Consider the following 21,487-nt stretch of genomic DNA (forward strand, 5'->3'; position numbering starts at 1 on the left):
TTCACTCCCTCGAGCTCCCAGGAGCCTAGGCGAAATCCTGCTGGGTTTATGCCAACTCCCTCATACCCAGATGTCGCTACAGTTGAAGCCGCGGATGGAATAAGACTGAGGAATAGAATTGCCAGGATCAGCAGAGATGCTGGCCTCATGATATCACCGAAAGAGATACACTCGGAGCTAAATAACCTTGCCACATGGACAGCGGGCGATGAGGAAATTTAGAAACTCGATGCCTGCCAGAATATGGCCCGACGGCTATGAAAAACTGGCTTGATAATTTTTAGCCAACAATAAGAAGGGAAGAAGAAACCTGCCAGCCCTCACCTTGAGGACTGGGCAATCCTCTCTATCTCTTCCTTCTTGCTGTAGGCGAAGCTCTTCGGGTCCTTGTTGGCAGCAGCGATTATCTCCTCGGCAAGGGCCTGGGCGTAGCTGGTCTTGTTGCGGTAGCACTTGGCGCTCGCACCGAGGGCGATGTTCTTGAGGGCTATGTCGAGTCTCCTGAGTGGTGAAACGTCAACGGCCATGTGGTAGCGGATTCCACCGAATGCAATGGTGGTCGTATCTTCCCTTGGGGCGGAGTTCTCGATAGCCCTTATGAGAACCTGAATTGGGTTCTGCTTTGTCCTCCTCTCGATGATCATGAAGGCCTCCTTGACAACCTCGTAGGCCTTCATTTTCTTGCTCATGAGGGAGCGGTGCTCTCTCCTCATGAAATGGCCGCCGACCTTGTGGCTGCTGGCACCGCTGCGCATGACCTTGTTGATGAGCCTCTCGACGATGTGAACCTGGGCCTTGCCGAAGGGCTTCTTGGCGTACCTTCCGTGGCTGTGCGGAAGAATCCTTGGCTCAAGGTTGATGTAGGGCCTGAGCGAGGGGTCGTTCACAACGACATCCTCAACGCTCCACCTGCCCATGACCTTGAGCTCCTTAGGCTGATAGAACCTCCCGGTAAGCGGCTTGGCCATGTCCTTCACCTCCTTGGCTTCTCCTTCCTGCCCTTGACGAGCTCCTTGAGGGAGACCCTGTTCACCTTGACGACCTTGTACCTGATTCCTGGGATGTCACCCATCGAACCACCCTTTGGACCGCCGATTCCCTCGATGATAACCTCGTCGTGCTCGTCGATGTGGTTTATAGCGCCGTCACCAGGGGTGAAAGCGGTAACGACCTTACCGTTCTTGATGAGCTGAACCCTAACGGCCTTACGCATTCCAGAGTTGGGCTGCTTTGCCTCGACGGCTATCTTCTCAAGGACTATACCCTTGGCCTGCGGGGCTCCCTCAAGCGGGTCGCTCTTCTCCTTGAGCCTGAGTACCCTTCTCTTGTACCTAATGTCGCTCCAGCGGAACTTCTTCCTCTTGAGCTTGAGCTTCCTACCGGCAAACTCTCCATACGGAGCCTTCTTTCCTGGCATGAGCATCACCTCAAATTATGACCACGTCGTGAATACCGTGGTGTCTCTCCATCAACTCTTTCACGAGGTTGATGTTTTGGCCGCCCCTTCCGATGGCGCGCGGCTTCTCGCGCGGGCCTATGTCGAGGAGGGCGACCTTCTTACCATCCCTCTTTTCGGTAATGTGGACTTTTTTAACCTTTACCCCGAGGCTCTTATAAATGTTCCTCAGGAACTCCTCCGGATTGTCGGAGTGTTCGATGAGCTCTATCTCCTTACCGAGCATGTTCTGGACGCGTTTGACGTTAGCACCCTTCTTTCCGAGTGCCAGTCCCATCTCGCCCTTCTTGATGACGTAGATGAGCCTGTTCCTGTTGCTGTCTATGAGGCAGTCCATGACAGTCGCTCCCGTCATGCTCTCGAAGAGGGCTATGTACTTGATCTGGTCAGTGTTGAGCTTGAGCGGCATTACTCCTTACCCCCAAGGGCCAGGATTTTGCTCTCTCCGGGGTCAACTATGGCCAAAGCCGAAACCGTGTGTGGCCTTCCGAGGATCATTCCGAGCTCGACGCTGGTTCCCTCGAACTCGTAAACCGGTATTCCACTGAGCTTGGCGTAGTAGTAGATGTCCTCCTTGATGTCTGGCCTGGCGTTCTTCGCGACGATAACCATCTTGGCTCCGCCCATCTTCGCGTACTGGATGGTTTTCTTAGCACCCATGATTATCTTTCCAGTTTCTTCAGCTTTCCTAAGTTCAAATGCAAAGTCCATCAATCACACCTCCCTACTCCCTTTTCGGTCTCAGGGGGAGATTCATTGCCAGCCTGACTATTCCCGTTCCGACTGGAACGGGCTGTCCGATGAGCACGTTCTCGACGACACCGTTGAGCGGGTCAACCTCGCCCCTCTCGGCCGCCTCGAAGAGGTGCTGAGTGGTTATCTCAAAGGCAGCCCTGGCCAGCACGCTGGCCTTCTCCCCGACTATACCGTGCCTGCCTATGGGCAGTATGACGCCGTCGAGCGTCATCATGTCGGCGACGAGCATGATGTGCCTGACGTCAACCTCAAGACCCTGATCACGCATCGTGTTCACGATTTCCTCAATGATGGCGTTCCTAGCAGCCTCGATTCCGAGCACCTCGGCAATCTCGTGGATGTTGTTCGTTCTCGTCCTCGTCGGGTCAACACCCGGGACTTTGAGTATTTGCTTGAAGTTGGAGCCCTCGGTGTAGATGACGTATTCGTTGCCTTCCTTCCTGATAATTGTCTTTCCGACGCCTGAGAGACCCTTCAAGCGATGCTTTTTAACCTTTTCGGAGAGCCTCCTCAGGTCTGAAAGCTTGGTTACCTTCTTGGGCCTCATTATGAGCGTGTAGCCGTCCACTTCGAATTCCGCGCTCTTGAAGGAGCTCTCCAGCTTCCTCTGAATCTTTTCCATGTCGAGGCCGCTCTTCTCAAGCCTCTCGGGGTCAATCTCGATGATGAACTCGAAGTTAAGGATATCTATGCTCATCTCCCTCGCGAGGTTTTCTATGGTGGTTCCCTCAATGCGCCTCGCAACTTCCAGGGCCTTCTCCCTGTCGTATCTGTGCTTCTCGTTGAGGTAGACGGTCATGATTGGAGTGGACGGGTTCTTTCTGGCATCAACAATCTCGATGATTCTCGGCAGACCGAGGGTGACGTTAATCTCAGCGACACCCGCGTAGTGGAAGGTGTTGAGGGTCATCTGTGTGGAGGGCTCACCTATCGACTGGGCTGCGACCGTTCCTATGGCCTCGCCAGGCTCGATGAGCGCATTCTGGTACTCCTTCACGGTCTCCTCGATTATGGCTTCGATCTCCGCCTTCTTGAGCTTGTACTTCTTGTTGTACTCGATGAGCTTGCTGTAGAGCTCCTCCTTAAGGTTATCTGGAAGCTCTGCCTTATCTACGAGGCTCTTAATGGTCTTTGGCGTCACCATCTCTCTCACCCCTTACCCCTGACCTTGAGCAGGGTTCTCATTATAACCCTATCTACCTCCACAGTCTTGCCCTGCCAGCTCCTCATCGGGTCAACGCCGTCCTCGCCGTACTTGAACTGGACGATGATTCCCGTTGGGTCTCTGACCGTTCCGTCGTAGTCAACCTTGAGGTCTTGAAGAGCGTTGATCAAACGGCGCTGCATGTAACCGCTCTGGGCAGTCCTGACTGCAGTATCGACGAGACCTTCCCTACCACCCATTGCGTGGAAGAAGTACTCCTGCGGCGTTAGTCCGCTCTTGTAGGAGTTGACGACGAATCCCCTAGCCCTGGCTCCCAGGTCACCCTGCCTGAAGTGAGTCAGAACCCTTCCGCGGTAGCCGCGGTAGAGACGCCTACCACGAATGGACTGCTGACCAAGCATTGCCGCCATCTGGGTAATGTTGAGCATCTTACCCCTCGCACCCGTCTTAGCCATGATGACCGCGTGGTTGGTCATACCGAGGTAATTCTCAGCGACTTTACCTGCGTTGTCACGCGCTTCAGCCAAAACCGCCATGATGTTGCTCTCGAGGGTCTCCTCAAGGGTCTTACCTGGGAGCGGTTCAAGCTCGCCGTTCTTGTATGCATCAATGAGCCCGTTAACCCTCTCCTCCGCCTCGCGGATTATCTCCTTGATCCTGTCGAGGGCTTCGCTCGGGAGGTCTTCGTCGTCTATGGCAGTAGTGAAGCCCTTGTGGGTAATGACCCATATGGCAAGCTTGGTAACCTGGTCGAGGAACTGCCTCGCTCTATCAACGCCGTACTCCCTCACGATGATGTCAAGTATCCTTCCATCTTCTCTACCGTAGGCCTTCTTGTCTATTGCACCGCTTAGGAGCTTCCCATTGAGGATGTAGGTGAAGCCGTCGTAGGCAAGCTTTCTGACTTCCTCCTCATCTGGGATGAGCTTCTCCTCGATGAGCTTTTCAAGAGCCTCACAGCGCTCGGGGTCGTCGCAGAGCTTGTTCCTGTACCAGATGGTCAAGTCTTCAGGCAGTATGAGCGAGAATATGGTCTTCCCACTCCAGAGCTCAACGCCGTTCTCAATCTTGTCTGGTTCTGGGAGCCTGTCTATGTCCACTCCTGCGAACATGAGCATCTGCTCAATCTCTGAGCGGGTGAAGTATGCCCCTTCGTACGTCAGTAGGTAACCGCCGGAGATGTGGTCCTGTATTCCAGCGATGAGCGGCCCACCGTACCTCGGCGAGATTATGTGGTTCTGGACCTCCATGAGTACCTTGGCTTCCGCTTGGGCCTCCTCGGTCTGCGGCACGTGGAGGTTCATCTCGTCACCGTCGAAGTCAGCGTTGTAGGGCGGACAGACGGCCAGGTTGAGCCTGAAGGTTCTGTAGGGCATCACCCTAACGCGGTGGGCCATAATGGACATCCTGTGAAGGGACGGTTGCCTGTTGAAGAGAACTATATCTCCATCGAGGAGGTGCCTCTCAACCGTCCAGCCTATGTCGAGTTTCTCAGCGATGAGCTCGAGGTTGTTCTCCATGAGCCTGATTCTTCTTCCCTCGGGGTCTATGACGTAGTTAGCTCCCGGATACTTCTCGGGCCCGTTGAGGACCATCTTCTTGAGCCCCTTGTAGTTGAACTCCGTAACTTTCTCAGGAACGGTGAGCTCCATGGCTATGGCTATTGGAACGCCGACCTCGTTGATGCTTATCATTGGGTCGGGACTGATGACCGTACGGGCTGAGAAGTTAACACGCTTACCGCTGAGGTTGCCCCTGAATCTTCCTTCCTTACCCTTCAAACGCTGGGCAAGGGTCTTGAGGGGCCTTCCGCTCTTATGCTTGGCCGGCGGAATTCCGGAGGTCTCGTTGTTGATGTAGGTCGTTACGTGGTACTGGAGGAGGTCCCAGAGGTCTTCGATGATGAGCTGCGGTGCACCAGCCTCGATGTTGCTCTTGAGCCTGTTGTTGATCCTGATGATGTCAACGAGCTTGTGGGTGAGGTCGTCCTCCGCCCTAATGCCGCTCTCGAGGGTGATGGACGGTCTCATGGTGACCGGCGGAACCGGAAGGACTGTGAGGACCATCCACTCTGGTCTAGCCTTCTCGGGGTGGAGTCCAAGGAGCGGGAGGTCTTTGTCGGGTATCTTTTCAAGCCTGTCCCTGACTTCGCTCGGCATCATTCTGTGCCTGTACTCGTTGCCCTCCTCGTCCTTCCTGGACTCCCAGTAAATGGTTGGCCTCTCGAACTTGATCGGGAACTGCGGGGCACCACAGTGCGGGCAGACCATCCTTTCTTTGGCCTTCTTGTGTATCTCCTTGATGAGCCTGTCCTTGGCCTTCTTCCTGTCGTTCATGACCTCGAACTTTCTCAAGTACTCCTCTATTTCTTCGTCGGTGAGCTTTATCCTACCACACTCGCGGCAGGTACTTTCCAGCACGCGGTGGATGGTCTTAGCAAAGCCGACGTGGATTATCGGCCTGGCGAGCTCAACGTGGCCAAAGTGGCCCGGACAGTCTCCTGCCCTAGCTCCACAGGTCTCACATCTCAGTCCCGGGTCAATGACACCAAGTCTTTTGTCCATTAGACCTCCTTCAATTGGATAACCGTCATCGTCGTAGGTGTCTGGGACGGTGATCTCGGCCGCACTCATCTTTCTGATTTCCTGTGGTGAGAGGATACCGAACTCGATACTTCCGATAACTTTCTTCATAGACTGCATGGTTCTCACACCCTGTCAACGATATTGAGAGATGGCCTTATTCCCATCGCCTTCAGCTCGTCCAGCAGCAGCTTGAAGGCGTAGCTCATCTCCACCTTGCTTATTCTTTCCTCCTCTCCACAGACCGGGCAGTAGACCTTACCGCGACGCTTGTCTTCCAGCGCTAAGTGACCACAGTTTTCACAGACCCATACCTCTGTCTTGTCGCTCTCCTCGAGGAGACGCTCTATGAGCAGCATTGCAGCGCCGTGACCGATGAGGACGTCACGCTCCATCTCACCGAACCTGAGACCACCTTCTCTGGCCCTACCCTCGGTCGGCTGTTTAGTGAGAACTTGCACTGGACCCCTGCTCCTCGCGTGCATCTTGTCAGCGACCATGTGGTGGAGCCTCTGGTAGTAGATGACACCGACGAATATGTCAGCTTCTAATCTTCTTCCAGTTATGCCGTCGTACATGACTTCTCTTCCGCTGTGCTTGAAGCCGAGCTCCTCCAGCTCCTTCCTGAGCTTCTCCTCCGGCTCACCAATGAAGGCTGTACCGTCAACACGCCTGCCCTTGAGTGAAGCCACCTTTCCGCCTATTGCTTCTATAAGCTGTCCAACGGTCATACGGCTCGGAATACCGTGCGGGTTGACGATTAAATCAGGAACGATTCCGCTCTCGGTCCAGGGCATGTCCTCCTGCGGGACGATGAGGCCGATAACACCCTTCTGACCGTGTCTTGATGCGAACTTATCTCCGAACTCAGGAATCCTAAGGTCCCTGACGGTAACCTTGACTAGCTTGGTTCCGTCGCCGGTCTCAGTGATTATGACTTTATCAACGATACCCTTCTCGCTCGGCCTCACGGCAACGCTGGTTTCCCTCCTCTCCTGGAGGATTATGCCACCAAGACCGCTCTGCTCCTCAAGGAACCTCGGCGGGGAAGTCCTTCCAACGAGAACGTCCTTACCTTCGACCTTTGACTCTGGGAAGATTATACCGTCCTCATCGAGGTGCCTGTAGTACTTCTCACCAAGATAGCCCTGTATGGTCGGATCCGGAACCTCGAAGCGATCGGTCTGACCACCGAGGTAGCGCTTCTCCTCAGCTTCGTAGGTTCTGAAGAAGGTACTCCTCGCGAGTCCCCTTTCAATGGAGGCCTTGTTCATTATGATTGCATCCTCCATGTTGTATCCCTGGTAGCTGAGCACAGCAACGACGAAGTTCTGACCTGCTGGCCTCTCCTCGAAACCGACGGCCTTCATTATCCTTGAGTTGACTAGCGGAACCTGTGGATAGTGCATGAAGTGACCGCGGGTGTCAACACGAATCCTGAAGTTGGCCCAGCCGAGACCGAGGCTCTGCTTGGCCATACCGGCACCATAGGTGTTACGCGGTGCGGCGTTGTGCTCAGGGTAAGGAACAAGCGACGCTGGGATACCGAGTATCGCTGCCGGCATCAGCTCGAGGTGGGTGTGCTCCTCGGTAACCTCCCACGGCCATGTTGCAACGTAGGCGTTCTCCTCTTCCTCGGCGTCGAGATACTCAATGACACCCATCTTGATGAGATCACTCCAGGTGAGCGTTCCGTTCTTTATGCCCTCCACATGCTCGCGGGTGAGCTTTGGCTGGCCGTTCTCGACTATGATGAGAGGTCTCCTAACCCTACCGTCGTCGCTGTTGACATAGATTTCCTTCACTTCTTCGTCCTGGTAGATAGCTACGTTGATGACGTCGCTTATCCTTCCGCTCCTTCTGTCTGCCCTTATCCTCTTGACAAGGCTCTCTCCATCTTCGGCAGTTCCGATGAGAACGCCGTTGAGGTATACACGCCAGAGCTCGGGACTTGGCCTCCTCTCCTCTATTGGAACAACTCCGAGTTTGCTCAGGTACTCCCTAACTTCCTCCTCAGAAATGCCGGTGGTTATCTGGGCCATCAAAGCCAGGTTCTTGACGAGACCACAGTTCGGACCTTCTGGCGTTTCCGTCGGACAGATCCTGCCCCAGTGGGTTCCATGCAGATCGCGGGCCTCGAAGTGTGGCTGATCCCTGCTGAGCGGAGAAGTGACACGCCTGAGGTGAGAAAGGGTGGACATATAGTTGGTTCTATCGAGAAGCTGGCTCACACCGGTTCTTCCTCCCGGCCATGCACCGGTCGCGAGGGCATGCTCAATTCTCTCGCTGAGGACGTCGGGTCTTATCGAGTTTCTTACGAACCTCTGTATGTTCTCGAAGGTGTAGCGCTCGCCCTTCCTCTGGTAAGTCTTAGTCATCTGGTACTGCATGTCCTTGACGAGCTGGCCGAAGGCAACGCGGAACAGATCCTTAAGGAGGTCTCCAGCAAGCTTGAGCCTCTTGTTGGCGTAGTGGTCCTTGTCGTCCTCGCCACGGAGGCCGAGGGAAAGCTCGAGAACCTTGAGGGCCATCATGCCGAGGTAGTATGCTTTTGCTTTCCTGTCATTCTCCTCGACGCCCATGTGCGGCAGGAGGTTGTTGTCGATGATGTGCTCGGCCCTGCGGAGCCTGTACTCCTTGGGTTGGCCAGGCAGAGCGAGCTTACCGATGTAGTCGAGCGCTTCCTCCATTCTCTGGATGTCGCTCGCATCCTCAAGGTTGTCGAAGAGAACCTGCTGTATCCTCGGGTCGTCGCTGACTGCTTCAACTATCTCCTTATCGCTCTCCAGACCGAGGGCGCGCATGACGTAGACGAACTTGACAGGCCTCGGAACGTTGGGAATGTTTACATAAAGAATACCATCCTTTCTTCTCTCAACGGTAATGAGCGCTCTATAACCGTGCCTGTAGGAGAAACACTTGGCAATAATCCTGTTCTGTCTTTCATCTTTCTCGACGAGTGTCTTGTTAGGTGCCAGATCCTCGATAGAAACGATAACCCTCTCGGATCCATTGATGATGAAGTATCCTCCGGGGTCTTTCGGGTCTTCGCCGAGCTTGATGAGCTCCTCGTCACTGAGGCCGTAGAGCCTGCAGGCCTTCGATTTAAGCATTATTGGGAGCTCTCCAATTCTGACCTCGACTGGCTCCTGCTCGATGCCGTTTATAACCGGAATGAGTTCAAGGTAGAGCGGTGCGGAGTACGTCAAGTTTCTAATCCTTGTGTCCATGGGGTAGAGGGGCTTCCTCTGTCCCTGGGCTTCTTGGAACTCGGGCTCACCGAGGCGGACCTTCCCAAACTTCACCTCAAAATCTGGTATGTCGGGTTTTATGCCGCCGAACTCGTCGATGACCTTCTGCATTCCGTAGTCAATAAATGCATTGTAAGAGTCAAGGTGCTGTCTGACGAGCCCCTTCTCCTTCCAGTAAGCCTCCATAACGAGCCAAAGATCGTCGGGAGTAACATCTACAACGGTTGGTCCTCTCATGCTCTCACCTCAAGAATCAGTCCTCCACCACAAGGCGGTAGTAGTAATAGTAGCCCGCCGTTGGACTCTTCCTTTTGATTTCAAGAACGTCTCCAGGCTTTGCGCCGAGCGCAACGACCACAGGGTCTGAAGCCTTGATCTGAGGAAGCTGTGAAAGTCTAATCCGGTATTTCTTGAGAAGCTCCTCTTTCTCTTCTTCGCTGAGGATTCTGTGCTCGGGAACCAGCTCATGAGCAAATATATCAAACTCTTTTTTCGCCGCCACCGAGAATTGCCCCCTTAACGTTTTTATAGAATGGTTACCACTACCTCCCCACTGTGGGTTTCGGTATATAAGCTTTTCGAGTGATAACTCGACCGTAGGGGTTTATATCGGTTACGAAAAGTTTAAGAACCGTTTTTCGCGCCGAAAAGCGGCTTTGGTGTACTAGTATGTTCACCGATACTGAGAAAAGCTTAAAAAGTCTCAGCGTAGGTTCGGGATTCAAACCTGGTAGAAAATCGGAAGTTCTCGCAAATTGGATGTAATTATAACCTATAAACTCCATACATATTGTCATAATGTCAGAACCGAACCGGAATGTTTGCAACATTTAACAGATATATGGGCCAAAAATCCGTCGGAATTCGGACAAAAAAGACGCCTGTATTGAACGTATATTCGGATGTTCGACGATTTTGAGGCTTTTTCCGCGGCAACCTTTGCTGTAAACAAACTTTGCGGGGCAAAGTTTGATCAGAGATTAACTTTCTTCAAAAAAGCCAGAATGAGTTTGTATGTCTTCGAGAGTTGGCTTGTTGGAGGTGGGTTTCATTATAGATTCAGCACTCTTGAAGAAGTTTCCTAATTTTTTGGTGCTCGAAGAGCGTCTGGGAAGTAAAACCTCATAACACTGAAGTTGACAATGAGAAACCCCAAAACAGCGAGTTTTAGAAGGGACATACGAACCTTGATCAAACTTCGCGAAGGCAAAGTTTGTAGAACTGGTGGGCCCGGGGGGCTTTGAACCCCCGACCACGCGGTTATGAGCCGCGCGCTCTGACCAGGCTGAGCTACGGGCCCATTGCTGGCGCCGCCGCCCGGATTCGAACCGGGGACCACTGGATTAACAGTCCAGCGCTCTACCGTCTAAGCTACGGCGGCACAACCCAATGTAGGGAATACAGGGTGGATTTATAAAGATTACGGTGGCCCTTCCATGCATGCTGGGGTAATACCCTCACAAGATTTCAGGGATTTCCACAGATTATTTTACCCATCTGGACAAAAGGAATCTAGAACGGGCAAAATATGGTATTTCTGCCTATTGTTAACTCAGACGAGCTCTTGCATCAGATATTGTATATTGGGGCGATTATCACTCGTGAATTCAACCGCCGATGGAATTTGTATAAAAGGTTCCAATACTCCCGTGAGATTCGATGTCGAAAACTTTATATTCCTATCTTACAGCCATTAAACCGTGCCCCGGTAGCCTAGCCTGGCGGGGCGGCGGACTTGTAATCCGCCGGTCGCGGGTTCAAATCCCGCCCGGGGCTCCACAACTCTCAGCTTGGCTCTTCAAAATCCATCTCGTGAATCGGCCATACCCTGTAGCCGTCCTGGATGTAGACCTCAATTGTTCCTTTGCCTTTGTACCTGACGTCCCTTATGAGGAGCTTTTTCTGTGTCTTTCCCCTTAATATAGCTTCGTTAATGTCCTTTGGCAGCTCTACCGTCACGGGAATTATGCCACCTTTGATATAGACGCCCTCAAGCTTTCCACCCTTGAAGAGGAACCCCCTGACAGGGACTTCAAACTCCTCAACAACCTCACCATAGTGGACGAGCCCAGACTTTTCTACAGCCTCCACCATCTTCATCCCCACGTGTAAGTTTTTTGTTACATATTTATTAGGACTCCCGTGGAACGAACGTTCCAGAGAAATCAGGGCTTACATAGAACTGTGCTAAGGATGAAAATCTCCAAGAACCTATAATCCAAACCTAAAAACGCATTGAACTGCCTAACAGAAAAACAGACAGATTTGAAGCTCGGAAAAGAGAGTAAAAAGAGTTCAAATATCGACCTCTCCCCTCTCCTTCAGCTCCTTGTACATGCGCCAGGTAATTATTGGTCTCTTCGCAGCGAGGACATCATCAACGCGCTTGACTGCCGTATTGTGTGGTGCGCTCTTCACGAGTTCGGGGTTGTTGTATGCTTCCTCACCTATCCGCTTGAGCGCCTCAATGTAGGCGTCGAGCTCCTCCTTGCTGACGGTTTCCGTTGGCTCTATCATCAGGGCCTCATGGACAATCAGCGGGAAGTATATCGTCGGTGCATGCAGGCCGAAGTCGAGCAGGCGCTTGGCAATGTCGAGAGCCTTAACTCCCGTTTCCTTCTTCATCGGCTCGGCACTGAAGACGACCTCATGCTTCCTGAGCTCCTTGTGTGGTAATTCATAACCCCTTGTTCCCTTGAGCTTCTGTGTGAGGTAGTTGGCGTTGAGAACCGCTATTTCGCTGGCTTCCTTCAGCCCGTCCCTGCCCATTATCTTAAGGTATGTCAGCGCCCTGACGATGACCGCGAAATTGCCGTAGAGCTCCTTGACCTTGCCTATGCTCTTGGGCACGTCGTAGTCGAGGTAGTACCTTCCAGTCTTCTCGTCGTAGCCAACCAACGGAACGGGCAGGTAGTCCTTCAGGGAGTCCTTAACACCAACTGGGCCACTTCCGGGCCCGCCGCCGCCGTGTGGCGTCGAAAAGGTCTTGTGGAGGTTTAGGTGCACCACATCGAAGCCCATATCACCGGGTCTTATCTTTCCGAGGACCGCATTGAGATTGGCTCCATCGTAGTAGAGCAGGCCTCCGGCCTTGTGGACTATCTTCGCTATCTCACCAATCTCGTCTTCGAAGATTCCGAGGGTGTTGGGGTTGGTGAGCATTAATCCAGCTGTTTTCTCGCTCACGGCATTTTCGAGGGCCTCCAAATCCACAGTTCCATTATCATTGGATGGAATCTCGATGACTTTGAAACCTGCCATGGCGGCTGAGGCAGGATTGGTTCCGTGAGCTGAGTCTGGAACGAGCATCTCCTTCCTCTGGGTCTCACCGCGGTCGAGGTGGTAGGCCCTGATGATCATGACTCCGGTAAACTCGCCGTTGGCTCCGGCGGCCGGCTGGAGGGTGAAGCGATCCATTCCAGTGATTTCCCTTAACCACTGCTCCAGCTCCCACATGATTTTTAGTGCTCCCTGCACAGTCCTTTCGTCCTGATATGGGTGAATGTAGGCGACTCCCGGATGTCCGGCAACTTCTTCATTTATCTTTGGATTATACTTCATCGTGCACGAGCCGAGAGGGTAGATACCGCTGTCAACGCCGTAATTCATCTCACTTAGTCTGGTGTAGTGCTTGACCACCTCGGGCTCGCTCAGCTCTGGAAGGTCAAGCCTTTTTCTCCTGAGCTTTTCAGGGATTTGAACTTCAATATCCTCTATCGGTTTTGGAAGCGTGTACCCAATCCTACCCGGACGGGAGAGCTCGAAGATGAGCGGTTCATCCCATTTAGCCTGCCTGAACATTCAGGCCACCTCCCTCAGGACCTCGATGAGGGCACCAACCCACTCCGTTCTCGTCGTCTCGGTTACCGCAAACAGCGCGCTCTCGCCGAGCTCCTGGAAGTGGGGCTTGAGATAATAGCCGCCGTGAATGTTCTTAGCGAGCAGGGCCTCGTGTATCTCCGGATAGGGTCTCTCAAAGCGAACGGGTACGTCCTTGAAGTTTATTCCCTCGAAGACTACCTCGGCAACTTCGCCTATGCGCTTCTTGAAGTAGGCTGTGTTCCTGAGTATCGTTTCGCCGAGCTCCCTAAGGCCCTTCGGCCCCAGGGTTGCCAGGTGTATCGCGGCAGCAACGGCCACTAATGCCTCGTTTGAACAGATGTTGGAGGTTGCCTTTGCCCTTCTGATGTGCTGCTCCCTCGTCTGGAGAGTCATCACGAAGGCCCTCTTCCCGTCTGCATCCTTCGTCATTCCGATTATCCTTCCCGGCATCTGGCGGATGAGCTTTTTGTCATCTCTAATGGCGAATATACCTGCCCTCGGCCCGCCGAAGTTCATTGGGTTTCCGAAGTAAGCTGCCTCACCCACCACTATATCAGCCCCGAGCTCTCCGGGGGCCTCTACTATTCCGAGTATCGTTGGGTCAACGCCTACGACAAAGAGGGCCTTGGCATCGTGGGCTATCTCTCCCACCGCCTGGATTTCCTCTTCTATGAGTCCGAAGAAGTTGGGCATCTCGACGTAAACTCCGGCCGCCCCCTCGACCTTTTCTTTGAGCTTCTCAAGGTCGATCTGGCCGTTCTCGTTCCAATCGACGTACTCTATCTCTATGCCCGCACCGAATACGTATGTATGGAGAACCATCTTCTTCTCTGGGCTTATATTCCTCGGAACGACGAATTTGTTCCTCCTTGTAACCCTCGCACTCATTAGAGCCGCCTCTGCCATAGCCGTTCCCCAATCGTACATCGAGGAGTTAACTATCGGAAGGCCGACAAGTTCTCCGATAAGGCTCTGGTATTCGAAGAGCGCCTGGAGCATGCCCTGGCTTATCTCCGGCTGGTAGGGGGTGTAAGCTGTCAGAAACTCGCTCCTCTCGATGAGGTATTTTACGTGGGCCGGGATGTAGTGGAAATACGTTCCCGCTCCAAGAAAGCTTGGCATCTCAAGGACGGTCTTATTCTTTGAGAGAGCTTCATTCATCTCAAAGAAGACCTCGTACTCGCTCTTGCCTTCTGGAAGATTGAACTTCTTGACCATGCCCTTGGGAACATCCGAGAAGAGGTCTTCGATTGAGCTGAAGCCCATATCCTTGAGCATTTCATTTCTGTGAGCAGAGTTCGGCAGGTAGTGCCTTCCCATGCCTACCACCTTCTGAGCTTTAAGACAGTTGTGGAAGATAGGTTCGGCGGATTATATGCTTTGTGTTTCAAACGGGAGGCAGAATAAAGAAATATCCACTGACCATCGGAGATTAAACCGAAAATTTTGAGGTTGCCCTTTGAATTTATACTCTAAACCCCGGTTAATTAAGCATTCGAGTTGTAAAAACTGGGGGCTAAAAAAGACGTGAGCATCACAAAAGACCAACATCCTCGAAGAACTTCTCCATGAGGCCTGCGACGAGCCTGATGGTGTACTGCATGCTCTCGTAGACGGCCCACTGGACGTTGCTGTAGGTTCTGTCGTCGAGGGTCTTGAAGCCGCTTGGGGCATTCACATCGAAGTCAGCGTGGAGTTCGATGAAGTACCACTATGAGAAAAAGCTTAAAGGCCGTGAGGCCTTCATTCTGGCGGGGGGAGAATGGTGATAATTGCCTTTGATTTCGACGGAACGCTCGCGGATACTTACTCGTGCATTGAGGAGGCCTTTAAGCGTGCACTGGAGAAGCGCTACCGTTGGCTTCCATTCAAAGGATTCTGGGCAAAGGTGCTCGCCAGAATCGAGATGTACTTTGAGAGACCCATCTTTGGGAGTCACAAAAAGAAATCAAAGCCTCCCTTCTTCCTTAGGACGAAGTTCATGGAGACGTGGTTTGAGGAGAGAGCTAAGCTTACTAGACCGCTGGATGACTCTCCCGAGCTACTTAGAAGGCTCAAGGAGGAGGGCCACATTGTAATCTCCTTCTCAGCGGAGGACTTCATAGACGGGATGAAGGTGAAAAGGCTAAAGACCCTCGGCATATACGACCTCTTTGACGATGTTATTGTATTTGGAAGGGATCTAACGATAGACGAGGCATTCAAACTGATTCGGAAAAAATATGGAGATGAAATTTTTATCTGGGTCGATGACAAGCCTTGGCGCTTCATTGGACACGGGGACACCAACACCGAATACGTATGGTACTACTTCCCACCCACGGCGAAGTTCGTGGAAAAAGATCGGGCGAAGCTCGTGCTGATCCATCATCTCCACGTGATAAGGGATCTCTGGAGTCTGTTTGACGTGATAGAACGGGTAAAACAAGAACGCAGCCTGAAGTAGCTCAGTCGCCGCTGAGGTACTCCATGGTGTCTTCCACGAACTCGTCTACGTCCTCCTTCTCTACCTCTTCAAGCCTAAGCTCGAAGACCTTTCCGAGATTCCACCTGATGGCAACCTCTCCCCTGTTCGTCTCCGCGATGACGAGACCGAATGGCGCATCTCCCATCCAGTGGTGCTTGGAAAACCTCACCTCAAAGCCCCTCCTTTGCAGTTCATCTAGTATCCTCTTATACGTCTCGGCCGGCCCGTAATTGCTCTTCACAAACCCAATGAACGGCATGCTCTCACCAATATACGCTTCGGGTTGGAACTTAAAACTTTTTTGGTTCGTCTAACAATATTCGTTAGTTTTAAAAGCGTTGGCTTCATAATTTCCCACCATGAGGCCAGAGCCCCTCCCGGACAAGGCGCTGAAGCTTGGGGATGCCGTCATAGTTGCCGACATACACCTCGGCTATGAGGTCAGCATGGCGAGGGAAGGATTTTACCTGCCGAGGATATTCCACGAAGTCGTGAGAAGGCTGAGATCCCTGCTTGAGAGGGAAAGACCAAAAAGGCTCATCATCAATGGGGATTTGAAGCACTCATTCATTCCAGAGTGGCGCGAACGTGAAGAGCTTGAGGCCTTCGTGGGGGAGGTAGCACCTCTCGTTGATGAGCTAATCCTAGTAAAGGGCAACCACGACGTAGGAACCCTATGGCTAAGGGAGCTGGGGGTTGAAATCCTCGATGAGCTTGAGCTCCACGGCTGGATGCTTGCTCACGGGCACAAACTCGTTGAAGGTGAGCGCTTCATAATCGGCCACGAGCACCCGTCGATACGGCTCCGCGACGAAGTTGGGGCCATTGTTAAGGTTCCTGCCTTCCTTCTTGGCGAGGACTTGGTAGTTCTCCCGGCTTTCAGTCCCTGGGCCTATGGCAACGACGTCCTGAGGGAGATACTCTCCCCATTCCTCAGGGCCCATGACGTGAGCACATTAAGGGTTCTCGTGCCCCTTGGGGATGAGTTCCTTGACTTCGGAACCCTGGGGAAATTGGTGGAAATTCTCGGGAGGATGTAGTGATACTAACCTTTTAATACTCAGAACGGAACCTACCCTAGGTGATGGAATGAGGAAGTTCTACCTCGGAATCCTCCTTGCTCTAATGGTACTGAGTGCGGGGTGTATCTCCTCTGAAGGAACGAGCACAACTACTCCATCCACTACTACGGCACCCCCGAACCTCCCGTTCACCGCTCAGGACCTGGAGAACGCCGTGAAGAGTTTGAAAAGCTACGAATACACGATGACTGTTGACAGCTACAACGGCACTAAGCTGGCGTTTCAGCTTAAGACCACCGGGGCAATTGATTTTGAGAGGGGGATAAAATCAACGGTTACGGTATCTAACGGCACCCTGAAGGGGCCGGTTTACTACAAGACCTACTACTACACCACTGCCACTGGCTATGCAACCCTAACCGACAGGAACGGGACCGTTGTGTGGGAGGCAAGCTGCTATGGGCCGGGACAGGGGCCGAACCTTACCACCTCGATACTCGACAACGTCTGGAAAGTCCTGACCCTTCCGGGAGTGCAGGTGGAGAACGAAGGGGACTACTACATTATCAGCGCAAACTTAACTGGAGGAACCTTTGAGGTTGGCACCGAAAATATGGACGTTTACAGGGGTCAACTAGAGGTTAAAGTAACCAAGAAGCTCATACCCGTCGAGATCAAGCAGACTGCCTACTACACCAGAGGCAACGAGAAATGGGTCGATGTGATAACCATCGAGATTATGAACGTCAACAGCGCCAATGTGGAGCCCCCGGAGGGTCTCGTTCAGTATCTCAAAGAACAGGGAATAGACCTCGAAAAGCTTCTCGCTCAATGCTAACCTTTAAATTTTCAAATTTCCCACTTCTTTCTGGTGAGCCCTGCTATGGACGTGTTGAGTATACTCGTGTTCTTCGCATATGCCCCGGCCCTTGTGATGCTGTGGTACTTCTATCACGCGGACAAGTTTGAGCCAGAGCCTAAAAAATACGTTATAGGCACATTTATCCTTGGGGGAACCCTCTCCGTTGGAATAGCGTACATCCTGGAGATGTTTCTTACTATCGGCGGCAGAGTGGAGCCAATACTTCCAACGACTGCCTTCTATGTAGCCCTCGTCGCAGGCATCGTGGAAGAGCCGGCCAAAGCCCTGGCGATTAGGTGGCCATTCAAGGCCGGCCAGATGGACGGCATAATGGACGGGTTAGTTTATGGCGTCGCTGCAGGTTTAGGTTTTGCCGCCACTGAGAACTTCCTGTACGGGTTTGGATACGGTGTCGCGGTGACCATTACGAGGGCCTTTCTAACCCCAATCGCCCACGGGGCATGGAGCGCCATAATCGGCGTCGGCTACGGCATGAAAGCCGATGGCAGAACCTCTTCGGTGGCTCCATTCTTCCTCCTCGCTATCATCATGCACTTCATCTGGGATTATTACGCCTTCTTGAGCGCCTCGATCCCCCAGTACAACGTGATGCTGATCCTCTTCATCCTTATAAACCTCGCAATACTGCGTTACTTCCTCATAGCGGGGCAAGCAGAGGACGCAAGCAGGAGATGGTATTACTGGTTCAGGAGGGATAACTATGAGTAGCAAACTTGAGGAGGTCCTCTTCGAGGTGAGACCTTACATTGAATACTACGACAGGCTCAAAGAACTCGTTGAAACGCTCTGGGAGGAGGCAACCACCGAGGAAAATTTCATTGAACTCTTGAACGCGGAGATAAACCGCGCTGAAGAACCCTTCAAGACCGACCTCAGGATATTCCTACAGAAGTTCGAGGTGCTTTGATTTTTCTCTTCTCCATTTTAGAGCTGGGGCACCTAAAGCTTTGGCAAAGGGCAGATAAGCGAAAAGAGAAGGGAGTTAAGTTTCCCTCGTGGCCACTATTTTTATTCCTTCAAACTCCAATATAGTCTGTCCAACTCGAATCGGCCCCTCTACCTCGAGCTTTGCCAGAAACTTCATCAGCTCAGGTATTTTGGCTTTTGGAACTGGCTCGGCGGTCTTAACGCTTACCGTTGGCAGTTTACCGTTCCTGACTTTGATAACGCTCATAACGACTCTCTTGGGGTTCATAACTTCCTCAATGGCCCATTCTCTTCCCTTAGGACAGGTGTACCCTTTTACTTCTTTGATTTTGTCCCCGTCCATTTCGACCTCGAGGGTACATCCGAGGGGGCAGACAATGCACGTGAAGAGGTAGACCCTGCTCGTCATAGCGGCACCACCTCCATGGTGATCTCGTCCTTGGCTTTGGCGATATCTTCCTTCCTGAGCTTGAGCCTGAGCATCTCGGCGGGCTTAACAATCGGCAGCCTGAGCCTCTTGCCTATCTCCGGGAACCTGACCTCCACGTTTTCCATCGGCCGTTTAACGCGGGCGTAAATGAAAACGTCCCTCTCGCCACTGAGGTAGTGTGGGATGAGAAGCCTGACATTTTCACCCTTTCTCAGCTTGATCCAGTGCTTTGTGGGTATCCCGCCGTTCTCTATGAAGAGCTTTGCACCATAGGCTGCCAGTTCTCCCTGCTCTGCGACATAGTCGACGAGATCGTTGATGAGAACCGTGTTGCCTGCGGCAAATATTCCCGGGATGGTAGTCTCAAAGAGGTCGTTGACGATAGGTCCACCCGTTGCTGGGTCGATTTCGGCCCCGATGTTCGTGAGGAGTTTTACGCTCGGGATCAGGCCGGCTGAGATCACCACCGTGTCGCATTCGATCCAGAACTCCGTCCCGGGTATCTCATTCAGGTTCTCATCGACTTTGATGACCTTGACGCGCTCCACCCTGTTCTTCCCCTTAACCTCAACGACTTTGTGGCTCAGGTATAGGGGTATATCGAAGTCCTTGAGTATCATGATGTTCCTGGCGAGTCCACCCGGGTAGGGCATCAGCTCAATGACGGCCTTTACATTGGCCCCCTCAAGGGCGAAGCGGCGCGCCATTATCAGGCCAACGTCGCCTGAACCGACTATAACAATCTCCCTACCGGGCATGATGCCGTAGATGTCCATTAGAGTTTGAGCCTCTCCCGCGGTGTAGATTCCTGCGCCCCTATCTCCCACAATCCCAATTTCAAAAGCATGCCTCTCCCTCGCTCCGGCGGCGTAGATTATCGTTTTTGTCCAGACCTCAAAGGCCCCTTTGGGTGAGCTGAATATAACGACCTTCTCAATGTCGGAGTAGTTTTTGATCTCCAGAACTCTGGCGGCGGTGTAATAGTCCACGCCGAGCTCAAGGGCTCTCTTGGTGAGGCGGTATGCAAACTCGGGTCCGGTCAGCTCTTCCTTGAAGTAGTGGATCCCAAAGCCTGGATGGATGCACTGGGGGAGTATCCCGCCGAGGTACTCATTGTCGTCGAGGAGGAGAACATTTAACCCAAGTTCTTTGGCCTTAACGGCTGCGGCCATGCCCGCCGGCCCACCGCCAATAACCACAACGTCGTACTGGATTATGTGAAGTCCTGACATCACGCCTCATCCCCCCTCACGAGGACCTTGACGTCTCCTATTCCAATTTCGCTGCCGCTTCCTTTCAGTGTAACCTTCCACGGCGGGATGTTGTACTCCTTTGCGAGGAGCTGGATTATCCTGGGTCTGCAGAAGCTTCCCTGACAGGTTCCGGTTGTGGCCTTCGTGCGGAACTTGACGGAATCGACGCTCGGCATCTTCACGCCTATGAACTTCATCCTTTCTATGGCCTCGAGGACGTCACCTTCGCTCACATGGTTGCATCTGCAGATCACCTTTCCGTAGGCGGGGTTCTTCTTGACGAGCTCGTTTATTTGAGCCGGCGAGAGCATGAAGAAGTGGGTGATTTCCTTCCTGTAGGGATTCCACTTGGTCTTTTCAACCAAGCCTACTCCGAGGTCGCATTGAATTATCTCAGCCACCTCGTAGGCGATGGCTGGGGCGCTGGTTAATCCCGGAGAGCGTATTCCGGCCACGTTGATGAAGCCCCAGACCTCCTCTTCGGCCTTTATTATGAAGTCCCCACCCGTTGGTTCTGGTCTGAGGCCGGCGAACGTTCTGATGACCTTCCACTTCGGCGGAAGGTTGGGCCAGAGCTTTTTAGCTCCTTCCCAGACCTGCTCAAGACCCCCCCTCGTCGTTGCGAGGTCCTCTTTTTCCTCAGGTGGCAGGTCTTGGGCGTTAGGCCCTATCATCAGATGACCGCTTATCTCGGTTGTGACCACTATCCCCTTGCTTATCGGTGTTGGAGTTGGGAAGAGAACGCGCTTTGGCCCGGGTATGGCATCATCAAAGAGGAAGTATTCGCCCTTCCTTGGATGTATCTCAAAGTAATCTATCCCTGCCATGCGCGCTACTTCATCGGCATAAAGTCCAGCGGCGTTGATGACTATATCCGCCTCGATGAACCCGTTATTGGTTTCGACACCCTTAACTTCCCCATTCTCGACTTTTATTCCTCTCACTTCAGTCTCAAGGTGTGTTTTAACCCCGTTGGCAACGGCGTTCTCCACAATGGCTATGACCGCTGGAATAGGGCCTATCTGTCCGACTATCGGCACCCAGAGGGCTCCAATTGCTTCTTTCGTCAGGCCGGGTTCAAGGTGGAACAGCTCATCTCTATCAACTATCCTCATCTCTGGAATGCCGTTCTCCCTTCCACGCTCGATGAGCCTCTCGAGCTCGTCAAAATCTTCCTCTTTGGTGGCGACTATCAAAGCTCCGTTCCAGATGTGAGGTATCTGGAGCTCCTTAACCCACTCGTGCCACAAGCGGTTGCCTTTGATGCACAGCTTGGCTCTCATGGGATATTTCTTTGGGTCATCGTCGTAGCCCCCGTGTATCAGAGCGGTGTTGGCTTTACTGACCCCCCAACCCACATCGGGGGCTTTTTCGATCAGATGCACTTCGAGGTTCTCGTATCTGCTGAGAACGCGCGCTATACTTGCTCCGCTTATACCGGCGCCGATAATGGCGACCTTCGTTTTCATCATG

General features: G+C 52.8%; 22 protein-coding genes and 3 tRNA genes. 7 read left to right on the forward strand and 18 right to left on the reverse strand.

Annotated elements, in window-relative coordinates; all coding sequences use genetic code 11:
* Window positions 1-48 precede the first annotated feature (48 nt).
* The gene (locus A7C91_RS11220) at window positions 49-222 is read left to right on the forward strand and encodes a hypothetical protein (protein WP_199920002.1); all 174 of its coding nucleotides are present in this window, start codon (window positions 49-51) and stop codon (window positions 220-222) included.
* Between the two features lie 98 nt (window positions 223-320).
* Here A7C91_RS11220 and rpsG read toward each other — a convergent pair whose 3' ends face one another.
* The 10 genes from rpsG to A7C91_RS07300 form a co-directional block, all read right to left on the reverse strand.
* Window positions 321-968 carry a 30S ribosomal protein S7 gene (rpsG, locus tag A7C91_RS07255; protein ID WP_068666211.1) on the reverse strand — a complete coding sequence of 216 codons (648 nt, stop codon included), beginning with the start codon at window positions 966-968 and terminating at the stop codon, window positions 321-323.
* Between the two features lie 5 nt (window positions 969-973).
* A complete protein-coding gene (locus A7C91_RS07260) occupies window positions 974-1,417 on the reverse strand; it encodes a 30S ribosomal protein S12 (RefSeq protein WP_012571180.1) in 444 nt (147 codons plus the stop codon).
* 10 nt (window positions 1,418-1,427) lie between these two features.
* Entirely contained in the window at window positions 1,428-1,865 is a 438-nt protein-coding gene (locus A7C91_RS07265) for a NusA-like transcription termination signal-binding factor (RefSeq protein WP_068666213.1), read from the reverse strand.
* Complete coding sequence (locus A7C91_RS07270; protein ID WP_068666215.1) at window positions 1,865-2,167, reverse strand: 50S ribosomal protein L30e; 303 nt, start codon at window positions 2,165-2,167, stop codon at window positions 1,865-1,867. The genes A7C91_RS07265 and A7C91_RS07270 overlap by 1 nt, the downstream gene beginning before the upstream one ends.
* Before the next feature lie 13 nt (window positions 2,168-2,180).
* Window positions 2,181-3,356 carry a DNA-directed RNA polymerase subunit A'' gene (rpoA2, locus tag A7C91_RS07275; RefSeq protein WP_068666217.1) on the reverse strand — a complete coding sequence of 392 codons (1,176 nt, stop codon included), beginning with the start codon at window positions 3,354-3,356 and terminating at the stop codon, window positions 2,181-2,183.
* Between the two features lie 5 nt (window positions 3,357-3,361).
* Complete coding sequence (locus tag A7C91_RS07280) at window positions 3,362-6,079, reverse strand: DNA-directed RNA polymerase subunit A' (protein ID WP_068666219.1); 2,718 nt, start codon at window positions 6,077-6,079, stop codon at window positions 3,362-3,364.
* Window positions 6,080-6,084: 5 nt separating this feature from the next.
* Window positions 6,085-9,447, reverse strand: coding sequence for a DNA-directed RNA polymerase subunit B (locus A7C91_RS07285; RefSeq protein WP_068666221.1), 3,363 nt, complete (start codon window positions 9,445-9,447; stop codon window positions 6,085-6,087).
* Between the two features lie 16 nt (window positions 9,448-9,463).
* Window positions 9,464-9,712 carry a DNA-directed RNA polymerase subunit H gene (locus tag A7C91_RS07290; RefSeq protein WP_068666223.1) on the reverse strand — a complete coding sequence of 83 codons (249 nt, stop codon included), beginning with the start codon at window positions 9,710-9,712 and terminating at the stop codon, window positions 9,464-9,466.
* Window positions 9,713-10,432: 720 nt separating this feature from the next.
* Window positions 10,433-10,510, reverse strand: a tRNA-Ile gene (locus tag A7C91_RS07295).
* 5 nt (window positions 10,511-10,515) lie between these two features.
* A tRNA-Asn gene (locus tag A7C91_RS07300) sits at window positions 10,516-10,591 on the reverse strand.
* Between the two features lie 321 nt (window positions 10,592-10,912).
* Here A7C91_RS07300 and A7C91_RS07305 point away from each other — a divergent pair.
* Window positions 10,913-10,989 (forward strand) — tRNA-Thr (locus tag A7C91_RS07305).
* A 6-nt stretch (window positions 10,990-10,995) separates the two neighbouring features.
* Here the strand turns inward: A7C91_RS07305 and A7C91_RS07310 are convergent.
* The 4 genes from A7C91_RS07310 to A7C91_RS11225 form a co-directional block, all read right to left on the reverse strand.
* Window positions 10,996-11,310, reverse strand: coding sequence for a hypothetical protein (locus A7C91_RS07310; RefSeq protein WP_199920003.1), 315 nt, complete (start codon window positions 11,308-11,310; stop codon window positions 10,996-10,998).
* Window positions 11,311-11,505: 195 nt separating this feature from the next.
* Window positions 11,506-13,011 carry an aminomethyl-transferring glycine dehydrogenase subunit GcvPB gene (gene gcvPB, locus A7C91_RS07315; RefSeq protein WP_068666228.1) on the reverse strand — a complete coding sequence of 502 codons (1,506 nt, stop codon included), beginning with the start codon at window positions 13,009-13,011 and terminating at the stop codon, window positions 11,506-11,508.
* Window positions 13,012-14,352, reverse strand: a complete 1,341-nt coding sequence (gcvPA, locus tag A7C91_RS07320) for an aminomethyl-transferring glycine dehydrogenase subunit GcvPA (RefSeq protein WP_068666230.1) — start codon at window positions 14,350-14,352, stop codon at window positions 13,012-13,014. It abuts the gene before it with no gap.
* 214 nt (window positions 14,353-14,566) lie between these two features.
* Window positions 14,567-14,710 (reverse strand): hypothetical protein, encoded by a 144-nt coding sequence (locus tag A7C91_RS11225; RefSeq protein WP_234394334.1) that lies wholly within the window; start codon window positions 14,708-14,710, stop codon window positions 14,567-14,569.
* A gap of 87 nt (window positions 14,711-14,797) precedes the next feature.
* Between A7C91_RS11225 and A7C91_RS07325 the strand changes: the two genes are divergently transcribed.
* Window positions 14,798-15,478, forward strand: a complete 681-nt coding sequence (locus A7C91_RS07325) for an HAD family hydrolase (RefSeq protein WP_068667417.1) — start codon at window positions 14,798-14,800, stop codon at window positions 15,476-15,478.
* Window position 15,479: 1 nt separating this feature from the next.
* On the opposite strand, the gene A7C91_RS07330 is transcribed toward A7C91_RS07325, so the two are convergent.
* Entirely contained in the window at window positions 15,480-15,758 is a 279-nt protein-coding gene (locus A7C91_RS07330; protein ID WP_068666232.1) for a hypothetical protein, read from the reverse strand.
* Window positions 15,759-15,858: 100 nt separating this feature from the next.
* Between A7C91_RS07330 and A7C91_RS07335 the strand changes: the two genes are divergently transcribed.
* From A7C91_RS07335 to A7C91_RS07350, 4 genes are read left to right on the forward strand one after another with little or no spacing between them, the layout of a single operon-like run.
* Window positions 15,859-16,539: a metallophosphoesterase gene (locus tag A7C91_RS07335; RefSeq protein ID WP_068666234.1), complete on the forward strand. Its 681-nt coding sequence runs from the start codon at window positions 15,859-15,861 to the stop codon at window positions 16,537-16,539.
* Between the two features lie 49 nt (window positions 16,540-16,588).
* The gene (locus A7C91_RS07340; protein WP_068666236.1) at window positions 16,589-17,359 is read left to right on the forward strand and encodes a hypothetical protein; all 771 of its coding nucleotides are present in this window, start codon (window positions 16,589-16,591) and stop codon (window positions 17,357-17,359) included.
* 45 nt (window positions 17,360-17,404) lie between these two features.
* Window positions 17,405-18,112, forward strand: coding sequence for a PrsW family intramembrane metalloprotease (locus tag A7C91_RS07345; protein WP_068666238.1), 708 nt, complete (start codon window positions 17,405-17,407; stop codon window positions 18,110-18,112).
* Entirely contained in the window at window positions 18,105-18,311 is a 207-nt protein-coding gene (locus tag A7C91_RS07350) for a hypothetical protein (protein WP_068666240.1), read from the forward strand. The genes A7C91_RS07345 and A7C91_RS07350 overlap by 8 nt, the downstream gene beginning before the upstream one ends.
* Before the next feature lie 75 nt (window positions 18,312-18,386).
* On the opposite strand, the gene A7C91_RS07355 is transcribed toward A7C91_RS07350, so the two are convergent.
* Genes A7C91_RS07355 through A7C91_RS07365 form a run of 3 tightly spaced genes read right to left on the reverse strand, consistent with a single transcriptional unit; the run spans window position 18,387 to window position 21,483 of the window.
* Window positions 18,387-18,740: a DUF1667 domain-containing protein gene (locus A7C91_RS07355; protein ID WP_068666242.1), complete on the reverse strand. Its 354-nt coding sequence runs from the start codon at window positions 18,738-18,740 to the stop codon at window positions 18,387-18,389.
* Window positions 18,737-19,993 carry an NAD(P)/FAD-dependent oxidoreductase gene (locus A7C91_RS07360; RefSeq protein WP_068666244.1) on the reverse strand — a complete coding sequence of 419 codons (1,257 nt, stop codon included), beginning with the start codon at window positions 19,991-19,993 and terminating at the stop codon, window positions 18,737-18,739. The genes A7C91_RS07355 and A7C91_RS07360 overlap by 4 nt, the downstream gene beginning before the upstream one ends.
* On the reverse strand, window positions 19,993-21,483 hold the full coding sequence (locus A7C91_RS07365; protein ID WP_068667420.1) for an NAD(P)/FAD-dependent oxidoreductase: 1,491 nt from the start codon (window positions 21,481-21,483) through the stop codon (window positions 19,993-19,995). The genes A7C91_RS07360 and A7C91_RS07365 overlap by 1 nt, the downstream gene beginning before the upstream one ends.
* Window positions 21,484-21,487 lie beyond the last annotated feature (4 nt).

The organism is Thermococcus piezophilus, from assembly GCF_001647085.1.
GTDB classification, from domain to species: domain Archaea; phylum Methanobacteriota_B; class Thermococci; order Thermococcales; family Thermococcaceae; genus Thermococcus; species Thermococcus piezophilus.